The organism is Chryseobacterium sp. HNCC26DJ238, assembly GCF_057180465.1.
This window is the reverse complement of sequence record NZ_JBXUGI010000078.1, coordinates 1-350: the sequence shown is the minus strand read 5'-3', so window position 1 is coordinate 350 and position 350 is coordinate 1. Positions and strand designations below refer to the sequence as shown.

At 33.7% G+C, this 350-nt stretch carries 1 protein-coding gene; it reads right to left on the bottom strand.

The features are described from left to right. Positions 1-350, bottom strand: a 350-nt coding sequence (locus AC2A07_RS19780) for a hypothetical protein (RefSeq protein ID WP_484051811.1), incomplete at both ends; no start/stop codon positions are given.

The window sequence follows — 350 nt, the reverse complement described above, 5'->3', positions numbered from 1 at the left end:
TTATACTTGTATTGATAATTTGAGTTTCCACTTAAATAATTATATCCTTCATGCTTCAATCCAAAAGGATAATAATTATTTTCATCAACAGGATTTGCATTTCCTGATCCATCTTTCTGATAACTTAGCCTTACATTGCCTAAGTGATCAGTATAGTTGTAAATATAACTATTATTTTTGAAATCATAATATCCTTCTGACGTGGGAAGAAAGTCCAAGGTCATCATTCCCTGGCTTCCGGAATACTGGAAACCATCGAGATAATCAGTACTGTTGTATTGCTCTGCTTTACCCTTATTGAAAAAATAAGTGTATTTTTTTCTCAGCTTTGTGCCGTCTGCACGGTACAG